We start from the raw sequence: 9,253 nt of genomic DNA, 5'->3' as shown, positions 1-9,253 counted from the left end.
CCACCCGGGCCGCCACGCCCACCGCCTTCGGCGGTGCGCCGGGACGCGCCCCCGACGGCCCCGGACAGACCGTGGACAACCGCGCCTGGACCACGCACGCGGACTGGCAGGGCGGCACCGCGCAGGGCACGCGCGCGGAGGCCGGCGTCCGTCCCGGCCTGGTGATCGACCGGCCGGCCGGCACCACCGACTACGCCGACCCGCACACCGGCACCACCTCCACCTGGGAGTACGCCACCTGGACGTCCCCCGCGCACCGGCTCACCGTCCCCGCCACCGAGGCCATCGCGTCCTGGAACGCCCACACCCCGGCCGGCACCTGGCTCCAGGCCGAGCTGCGGGGCACGTACTCCGACGGCGCCGACACGCCCTGGTACGTGATGGGCCGGTGGGCGGCCGGCGAACAGGACATCCGGCGCTCCTCCGTCGACGGCCAGGGCGACGGCAGGAGCAGCGTCTTCACGGACGCCCTCGCGATCGACGCCCCGGCCTCGGGGCTGCGGTTCGCCGCGTACCGCCTGCGGCTGACCCTGTACCGCCGCCCCGGCAGCGGGCTGACCCCCACCGTGTGGCGGTTCGGCGCGATGGGGTCCGACGTCCCGGACCGCTTCACCGTCCCGGCCTCCACCGCCCGGCTCGCGAAGGAACTAGCCGTCCCGCGCTACTCGCAGGAGGTCCACGCGGGCCGCTACCCCGAGTACGACAACGGCGGCGAGGCCTGGTGCAGCCCCACCTCCTCGCAGATGATCATCGAGTACTGGGGACGGCGGCCGACCGCGGCGGACCTGGCCTGGGTCGACCCGAAGTACTCGGACCCGCAGGTGTGCCACGCGGCCCGGTCCACCTACGACTACCAGTACGACGGCTGCGGGAACTGGCCCTTCAACGCCGCGTACGCCGCCACGTACGACGACCTGCGCGGGGTGGTCACGCGACTGCGCTCGCTCACCGACGTGGAGACGCTGATCGAGGCCGGCGTCCCGGTCATCACCTCGCAGTCCTTCCTCGCCGCCGAGCTGACCGGGGCGGGCTACGGCACGGCGGGCCACCTGATGACCGTGATCGGCTTCACGGCCGGCGGTGACGTGATCGCCAACGACCCGGCCTCCCCGAGCAACGCGGCGGTGCGCCGGGTCTACCGGCGGCGCGAGTTCGAGAACGTCTGGCTCAGGACCAAGCGCTACAACGCCGCCGGCAAGGTCGCCTCCGGATCCGGCGGGGTCTGCTACCTGTACTTCCCGGCGCGCCCGACCGCCCGGCAGCGCAAGGCGCTGGCGGCGGTGGGCGTGGTGTGCTGACACCGTCCCGTCCGCCGTCGGGTGCGGTCCCCGGTACGCCCGGGGACCGCACCCGTGTGAGCAACGTCTCCGCGGTGGACACCGCGTCCGATGGCAAGGTGGACGCGAGGGCGGGGGAGCCCACCACGCGCCGAGACCGAGACCTGCGAGAAGCCATGACCGCGACATCTGCCACCGCCACCCGCGCCCGTACCGGCGGCCCCCGGGACGACGGCCCCGCCGTCCTCGAGCACGTCCTGGGCTGGACCCTCGTCGTGGTGCTCGCGATGCTGGTCACCCAGCTCGGCCTGCTCTGACCCGGACGCCGCCGCGCGTGCATCGCACCGTCGACGGCTACCTGTGCTACGCGGAGCACGATCAGGCGGCGTACCGCACCATCGTCAGCGGTGGCGCCGGCTTCGGCACCCGGGTGCAGGCCATCCGGGACGGGGTGCGCGAGACGATCGTCGCGATCGTTGCCGAGGGGACGTACGGCCGGCGCGACATCGCGGCCCTGCCCCGCATGGGACTCCCCGGGTGGGTGTGCGGCGTCGAGGGCGCCACCCTGGACTGGATCGACCGCCCCGCGCTGTCCCGGGACGCCGTGCGGGAGCTGCTGGTGAGGACGCTGGGCGGCACGATGCGCGCCATCGAGGAACTCGAACCCGCCCATCTCGCCCCGCACCCCGCGCGCCGCGACTCCTGACGCTCCCCCGGTGACGCCCCCGGTTCTCGAATTGTGTCCTAATAAACGCTCGTTAACCGGTGACGCGCTGTCCGCGAACGGGCATACTCCAACCGCCAAGGCCGCTGACCAGCAGCTTCCGTGACCCGGAAGGGGTGTTGTCGGCTGTGGCCCGTGAGACCCGGTGGCGCCCCTCATCCCGGTGCGCGTCCGCCGGAACGCCCCGAACAGGGAGGAGAGCGTCGCCATGCCCGACCGCGCCGCACCGCCGGTGGACCGTCAGCTGCCCACGGACGAGGCCCGGGAGCTGATCGCGCTCGTCCGCGACATCGCCCGGCGGGAGATCGCCCCGCGGGCGGCCGAGGACGAGGAAGCCGGCCGCTTCCCACGGGAGGTCTTCCACCTGCTCTCGGAGTCGGGCCTGCTCGGTCTGCCCTACGGCGCCGAGCACGGCGGCGGTGAGCAGCCCTACGAGGTCTACCTCCAGGTCCTGGAGGAGCTGGCCGCGGCCCGTCTCACGGTGGGCCTCGGCGTCAGCGTGCACTCCCTGTCCTGCCACGCGCTCGCTACCTTCGGCACCAAGCAGCAGCAGGTCGAGCGCCTGCCCGCGATGCTCGGCGGCGGACTGCTGGGCGCCTACTGCCTGTCCGAACCGGCCTCGGGCTCGGACGCCGCCTCCCTGCGCACCAAGGCGGTGCGGGTGGACGGGGGCGCCGCGGGCGGGGCCGAGCAGGGGGCGGACTGGCTCCTGGACGGCACCAAGGCCTGGATCACGCACGGCGGGATCGCCGACTTCTACACGGTCATGGCGCGAACGGGCGCCGAGGGGCCCCGCGGCATCACGGCCTTCCTGGTGCCCGGGGACGCGCCGGGGCTGAGCGCCGCGGCGCCCGAGAAGAAGATGGGCATGAAGGGCTCGCCCACCGCGCAGGTCCACTTCGACGCGGTGCGGGTCCCCGACGAGTGGCGCATCGGGGAGGAGGGGCAGGGGTTCGCGATCGCCCTGTCCGCGCTCGACTCCGGGCGGCTCGGCATCGCGGCCTGCGCGATCGGCCTGGCGCAGGCGGCGCTCGACGAGGCGGTCGCGTACGCCACCGGGCGGCAGCAGTTCGGGCGGCCGGTCTCCGACTTCCAGGGGCTGCGCTTCCTGCTGGCCGACATGGCGACCCAGGTCGAGGCGGGCCGGGCGCTGTACCTGGCCGCGGCACGGCTGCGGGACGCGGGCCTGCCGTTCTCCAAGCCGGCCGCCATGGCGAAGCTGTACTGCACGGACGCCGCGATGAAGGTGACCACGGACGCCGTCCAGGTCCTCGGCGGGTACGGGTACACGACGGACTTCCCGGTCGAGCGGTACATGCGCGAGGCCAAGGTGCTGCAGATCGTCGAGGGCACCAATCAGATCCAGCGGATGGTCATCGCCCGTCACCTCGTGGGACCCGAGTCCCGCTGAGGGCACCGGGCCCGAACGGGTCCTGCGGCGGCGTGAGCGCGTCGCCGTCCTGCGGAGGTGTCGCGAGGCGGGCCCATTCCGCGTCGTGGCGCCCCGGCAGCGTACGGCCGCGCTCCGCCCAGCTGCGCATCATGGCGAGGTAGATGGGCGGGTCCTGCTGCGGCCGGCCCGGACGCCGGGGAGCCGATCCCGCGGACGACGCCGGGACGGTGATGTGGAGGGGACGCCCGGCCATCGAAGAAGTGGGGGTCATACCGGGACAACGCGCGTATCGGCGGCGCGGTCACCGGCCCCGGGATTCGAGCCTGTGTCCACGGCCGACCCGGACGGGGGTCCGGCCGACGGTTCATCGGCCGCCGTACCGCCACCGCACCGGGACGCACCGGCCGGGCGCCACGGCGGACGCGTGCCATGGCGCGGTACGGAATCGGGGAGGGGCGGGCCGGGCGGGAGCCGCGCTCGGCCCGGCGGTCAGGCGGCCCGGCGCAGGGCCGGCATCCGCACCGGGCGCGAGCCGGGGCCACCGACGTGCGAGAAGGGCTGGGTGCGCCAGTCGAGCCCCTGGGGGAGCGTCAGCAGGAGGGCGGTGTCCTGCTCCTGGAGCTCCTCGGACTCGTCCGCGGAGCGGGCGTCGGCCGCCGCGCGGCCCGTACCGGCGCAGACCGTGAGCCCGAACGGGTTCCACGGCGAGGCGCACAGCGCGTGCTCCGGCAGGACCTCCTCGTCGGCGAGGAGCGCGATGGACTGGGCGCAGTCCGGGCAGATCACCCGGTACATCTCGAAGGTGTCGTACGCGTCGGGCTCGTCGTCGGGTTCGACGCCCTCCGGCTCGGGCTCGACGACCAGGTACGGGCGCTTGGGCGCGGTACGACCGGGACGCTTGGACTTCTGCATGGGTTACTCCCCCTCGTGCTGGGCCGTCAGGCGCTGCGGCCTCGACCACACCAAGCACTTCCCGTCCACTCCACGCGGTAATCACAAGAACATCACGAAACCTGTTCCTGCACTGTGGCGTTGGTCACACGTAGGTCCCGGGCGGCCGGAGCCGCCGCGTCACGAACCGGCTATGACCTGCACTGCCAGGTATCCGAGGGGATCACGCGCCCTGTAGGTTCTCGTGCCATGGAGGAGCTGGACCGACAGATCGTGCAGCTGCTCGTCGCGGACGGGCGGATGAGCTACACCGACCTGGGCAAGGCGACGGGCCTGTCCACGTCCGCCGTGCACCAGCGGGTGCGCCGGCTGGAGCAGCGCGGGGTCATCCGCGGGTACGCCGCGGTCGTCGACCCGGAGGCCGTCGGGCTGCCGCTGACCGCGTTCATCTCGGTGAAACCGTTCGACCCCAGCGCCCCCGACGACATCGCCGAGCGCCTCGCCGGCGTCCCGGAGATCGAGGCGTGCCACAGCGTCGCGGGCGACGAGAACTACATCCTCAAGGTGCGCGTCGCCACCCCGCACGAGCTGGAGGAGCTGCTGGCCCGGCTGCGCTCGCTGGCGGGCGTGTCGACGCGCACCACGGTGGTGCTGTCGACGCCGTACGAGGCCAGGCCGCCGCGCGTCTGAGCGCTCGTTCCGGCCCACCCGCGCGCGGGGCACCGGCGGCGAGGCGCGAGACTGTTGCCCATGAGTGAGAGCACCGCCCCGTCGGACACCGTGCTGCTGCGCGGTGGAGAAGTCCACAGCCCCGCCGACCCCTTCGCCACCGCGATGGTGGTGGAGCGCGGCCAGATCGCCTGGGTCGGTTCCGAAGGCGCGGCCGACGCCTTCGCGGACGGCGTCGCCGAGGTGATCGACCTGGACGGCGCCCTGGTCACCCCGGCCTTCACCGACGCCCACGTGCACACCACGGCCACGGGCCTGGCGCTGACCGGCCTCGACCTCTCCGACGCGCCCTCCCTGGAGGCCGCCCTCGCCCTCGTCCGTGCGTACGCCGCGGCCCGCCCGGCGGACCGGGTGCTCCTCGGCCACGGATGGGACGCCTCCCGCTGGCCGGAGGGCCGTCCCCCGGCGCGCGCCGAGCTCGACGCGGCCACCGGCGGCCGCCCGCTCTACCTGAGCCGGATCGACGTCCACTCGGCGGTCGTCACCAGTGCGCTGCTCGACCTGGTCCCGGGCGGCCCCGGCTTCCCGGACGGCCCGCTGACCGGCGACGCCCACCACGCCGTACGCGCCGCCGCGCTGGGCTCCGTCACCCCCGCCCGGCGGGCCGAGGCCCAGCGCGCCGCGCTCGCCCACGCCGCCTCCCTCGGCATCGGCTCCGTCCACGAGTGCGCCGGCCCGGAGATCTCCTCGGCGGACGACCTCACCGCCCTGCTGCGGCTCGCCGCCGAGGAGCCCGGCCCGCGCGTCGTCGGGTACTGGGCCGAGCAGGGTGTCGAGGGCGTGGCGCGGGCCCGGGAACTGGGTGCGGCCGGCGCCGCGGGCGACCTCTTCGTCGACGGCGCGCTCGGCTCGCACACCGCCTGCCTGCACGAGCCGTACGCCGACAGCGCCGCCGCCCGCACCGGCACCGCACACCTGGACGCCGCGGCCGTCGCCGCCCACGTCGTCGCCTGCACCGAGGCGGGCCTCCAGGCGGGCTTCCACGCCATCGGGGACGCCGCCGTGACCACCGTCGTGGCGGGGGTGCGCGCCGCCGCCGACAAGGTCGGCCTCGCCCGGGTCCGCGCCGCCCGGCACCGCATCGAGCACGCCGAGATGCTCACCCCCGAGACCGTCGCGGCCTTCGCCGAACTGGGGCTCACCGCCTCCGTGCAGCCCGCCTTCGACGCCCTGTGGGGCGGCGAGGACGGCATGTACGCCCGGCGGCTGGGCGCGGAGCGGGCCCGGACGCTCAACCCGTTCGCGGCCCTGCTGCGCGCCGGGGTCCCGCTCGCGTTCGGCTCCGACAGCCCCGTCACGCCCCTGGACCCGTGGGGCACGGTCCGCGCGGCGGCCTTCCACCGGACCCCGGAGCACCGGGTGTCCGTGCGCGCCGCGTTCACCGCGCACACCCGGGGCGGCTGGCGGGCGATCGGCCGGGACGACGCGGGCGTCCTCGTCCCGGGAGCGCCCGCGGACTACGCCGTGTGGCGCACCGACGCCCTCGTGGTGCAGGCGCCCGACGACCGGGTCGCCCGCTGGTCGACGGACCCGCGTTCGGGCACCCCGGGGCTGCCCGACCTGCGCCCGGGGCAGGGGCTGCCGGTGTGTCTGCGCACCGTCGTGGGCGGACGGACGGTGTTCGTGCGGCCGGGTGAGTGATCTCCCCGTACGGTGCGGCTCCCGGCGCCGCCCGCGACCGGTCGCGCCACCTGCGGGTGTGCGGATGCGGCCGGCCGGGCGCGGCGGACGCGGCGCCGCGGTGGACTGTTGACAGCCGACGGCGGGGGGCCGGTAGGTTCGGCCGGGTCCACCACAGGACCTCCGACCGGGCGGCCTCCGCGTGGTCGCCTCCAGCGCCGCTGGGTCAGGGGTGGTGCGCCGTGCCGGCGCGCCGCCACTGGGAGCCAGGCCCAGCGTCGGCGGCCGACGAGGGGAGGGGTCCGTCCGGTCGGCTTGGTGCGACCCTGGTGGGGCCCGGACGCCCAGTAGACAACGGCCCTCGGTCGGCCCGCAGCCGGCGGGTCCCAGGTCGGCCCGAAGGGTGCCGGGCCCCCTTCGCGGCGCGACGGCGTCCGGCCCCCGGGCCAGCGTATTTTTCGGGCATTGCGCGTCCGCCGGGCGGGTTCCGGCCCCCTTGTGCGTGGCCGACACCCCCGTACGTACGTGCTGCCACGTCGACGCAGGCCGTGCCCACTATGGTGGACCCCTGCGTATGGACATGAAGGGGCAGCAGTGAACGACGGCGACGGGACCCTCGCGGCACCAGCCCAGGGGCGGCAGTTCGGCCCGCTCGGCACGGCCTTGGTGATCATTCCGACCTATGACGAGGCGGAGAACATCAAGAAGATCGTCGGCCGGGTACGGGCGGCGGTGCCCGACGCCCACGTCCTGGTGGCCGACGACAACAGCCCCGACGGCACGGGCAAGCTCGCCGACGAGCTGGCCGCCGAGGACGAGCACGTGCACGTGCTGCACCGCAAGGGCAAGGAAGGGCTCGGCGCCGCGTACCTCGCGGGCTTCCGCTGGGGCATGGAGCACGACTACGGCGTCCTGATCGAGATGGACGCCGACGGCTCGCACCAGCCCGAGGAACTGCCCCGCCTGCTGACCGCGCTGAAGGGCGCCGACCTCGTCCTCGGCTCCCGCTGGGTGCCGGGCGGACGGGTGGTCAACTGGCCGAAGTCCCGCGAGTTCATCTCCCGCGGGGGCAGCCTCTACTCGCGCGTCCTGCTCGACGTGCCGATCCGCGACGTCACCGGCGGCTTCCGGGCCTTCCGCCGCGAGACCCTCGAAGGCCTCGGCCTCGACGAGGTCGCCTCCCAGGGCTACTGCTTCCAGGTCGACCTCGCCCGCCGGGCGATCAAGGCCGGCTACCACGTCGTCGAGGTGCCCATCACCTTCGTCGAGCGCGAGCTGGGCGATTCCAAGATGAGCCGTGACATCCTGGTGGAGGCCCTGTGGCGGGTCACCGCCTGGGGCGTGGGGGAGCGGGTCGGCAAGGCCGGCAAGGCGTTGAACCGGCCGAAGCCGGCGGAACCCGAGCCGGGCGGTAGTCCCTGATCAGCCCCTTATGCCGCGCTGAGCCCGCTCCGGGCACACTGGAGGCATGACGACTGGCGTGACGACCTCTGCCCACCCCGCACGGCCGCGGCGCTCCCGGCTGCGCACGATCCTGCCGCTGAGCCTGGCCGCGTGGCTGGTGCTGGAGATCTGGCTGCTCTCGCTGGTCGCGGGGGCGGCCAGTGGCTTCGCCGTCTTCCTGCTGCTGGTCGCCGGGTTCGTCCTCGGCTCCGTGGTGGTCAAGCGGGCCGGGCGCCGTGCCTTCCGCAACCTGACCGAGACCCTGCAACAGCAGCAGTCCGGCACGGCCCCCACGGGCGGCAGGAGCGACGGCAACGGCTTCCTGATGCTGGGCGGCCTGCTGCTCATGCTGCCGGGCCTGGCCTCGGACGCGGTGGGTCTGGTGCTGTTGGTCCCGCCGGTGCAGAAGGCCCTGAGCCGGTACGCCGAGCGCACGTTCGAGCGCAAGCTGCGTGAGGCGGCCCACGGCGACCTCGGCACCGTCTTCCAGCAGGCCCGCATGCACCGCCCGGACGGCAAGGTCGTCCAGGGAGAGGTCATCAGGGACGACGCCGGTGGCCCCGGCGGCGCCCCCCAGGATCCGCGTCCGCCGCTCAGCCGCTGAGCGGCCGGGGCCGCTCCCGCCGAGGGGGCGGCCCGCCGACGACGCGCCACGGGCCCGACCGCACAGGCGCACGCACGAAAAGACCGCGGGTGCCGTACGTGGAACTCACGTACGGCACCCGCGGTCCTTCGACTGCGCTGTTGTGCGTGCCACCCGACCCCCGAGAAGCGGATCAGGCGGACTTGCGGCTGTCCCGTGGATGTACCGCGATGTTCATCGCGCCGGAGCGGAGGACGGCCAGGCGCTCCTCGAGGACCTCTTCGAGCTCCTCGCGCGTGCGCCGCTCCATCAGCATGTCCCAGTGCGTACGCGCGGGCTTGGCCTTCTTCTCCTCGGGGCCGTCGCCGTCCACCAGGAGCGCTGGGGCCCCGCAGACCTTGCACTCCCACTCCGGCGGGATCTCCGCCTCGACCGAGAAGGGCATCTCGAAGCGGTGCCCCTTCTCGCATGCGTACTCCACGGCCTGGCGCGGGGCCAGGTCGATGCCGCGGTCCGTCTCGTAGCTGGTCACCACGAGGCGCGTGCCGCGAAGAGCTCGCTCACTCATGAATCGTGCCTCCCGGGCTTGTCGC

Annotated in this window: 9 protein-coding genes and 1 pseudogene; 8 read left to right on the top strand and 2 right to left on the bottom strand. The window is 74.5% G+C overall.

From position 1 onward, the window contains the following. The 4 genes and pseudogenes from UW392_RS23685 to UW392_RS23670 all read left to right on the top strand — a co-directional run. Nucleotides 1–1,298: C39 family peptidase (locus tag UW392_RS23685; RefSeq protein ID WP_320777108.1), on the top strand; the 1,298-nt coding region annotated here is incomplete at its 5' end. A 155-nt stretch (nucleotides 1,299–1,453) separates the two neighbouring features. Further along, entirely contained in the window at nucleotides 1,454–1,594 is a 141-nt protein-coding gene (locus UW392_RS23680) for an SCO1431 family membrane protein (protein ID WP_320777107.1), read from the top strand. A gap of 14 nt (nucleotides 1,595–1,608) precedes the next feature. Then, nucleotides 1,609–1,983: pseudogene (locus UW392_RS23675) on the top strand (TetR family transcriptional regulator); the annotation flags it as partial. 226 nt (nucleotides 1,984–2,209) lie between these two features. Further along, on the top strand, nucleotides 2,210–3,412 hold the full coding sequence (locus UW392_RS23670; protein ID WP_320777106.1) for an acyl-CoA dehydrogenase family protein: 1,203 nt from the start codon (nucleotides 2,210–2,212) through the stop codon (nucleotides 3,410–3,412). A gap of 471 nt (nucleotides 3,413–3,883) precedes the next feature. Here the strand turns inward: UW392_RS23670 and UW392_RS23665 are convergent, their stop codons facing one another. Beyond that, nucleotides 3,884–4,306, bottom strand: coding sequence for a hypothetical protein (locus UW392_RS23665; protein WP_320777105.1), 423 nt, complete (start codon nucleotides 4,304–4,306; stop codon nucleotides 3,884–3,886). Nucleotides 4,307–4,534: 228 nt separating this feature from the next. Here UW392_RS23665 and UW392_RS23660 point away from each other — a divergent pair, with 228 nt between their 5' ends. The 4 genes from UW392_RS23660 to fxsA all read left to right on the top strand — a co-directional run bounded on the left by UW392_RS23660 (nucleotide 4,535) and on the right by fxsA (nucleotide 8,681). Next, the gene (locus tag UW392_RS23660) at nucleotides 4,535–4,975 is read left to right on the top strand and encodes an Lrp/AsnC family transcriptional regulator (protein WP_320777104.1); all 441 of its coding nucleotides are present in this window, start codon (nucleotides 4,535–4,537) and stop codon (nucleotides 4,973–4,975) included. Between the two features lie 60 nt (nucleotides 4,976–5,035). After that, nucleotides 5,036–6,655, top strand: coding sequence for an amidohydrolase (locus tag UW392_RS23655; protein WP_320777103.1), 1,620 nt, complete (start codon nucleotides 5,036–5,038; stop codon nucleotides 6,653–6,655). A 573-nt stretch (nucleotides 6,656–7,228) separates the two neighbouring features. Continuing rightward, a complete protein-coding gene (locus UW392_RS23650; protein WP_320777102.1) occupies nucleotides 7,229–8,056 on the top strand; it encodes a polyprenol monophosphomannose synthase in 828 nt (275 codons plus the stop codon). A 46-nt stretch (nucleotides 8,057–8,102) separates the two neighbouring features. Continuing rightward, nucleotides 8,103–8,681 carry an FxsA family membrane protein gene (gene fxsA / locus UW392_RS23645; RefSeq protein ID WP_320777101.1) on the top strand — a complete coding sequence of 193 codons (579 nt, stop codon included), beginning with the start codon at nucleotides 8,103–8,105 and terminating at the stop codon, nucleotides 8,679–8,681. A gap of 172 nt (nucleotides 8,682–8,853) precedes the next feature. On the opposite strand, the gene UW392_RS23640 is transcribed toward fxsA, so the two are convergent. Beyond that, the gene (locus UW392_RS23640; RefSeq protein WP_009187548.1) at nucleotides 8,854–9,228 is read right to left on the bottom strand and encodes an RNA polymerase-binding protein RbpA; all 375 of its coding nucleotides are present in this window, start codon (nucleotides 9,226–9,228) and stop codon (nucleotides 8,854–8,856) included. Nucleotides 9,229–9,253 lie beyond the last annotated feature (25 nt).

The organism is Streptomyces sp. CRN 30 (assembly GCF_034105845.1).
Note: the sequence above shows the minus strand (reverse complement) of the source record. Positions and strands in the feature narration are given on the sequence as shown.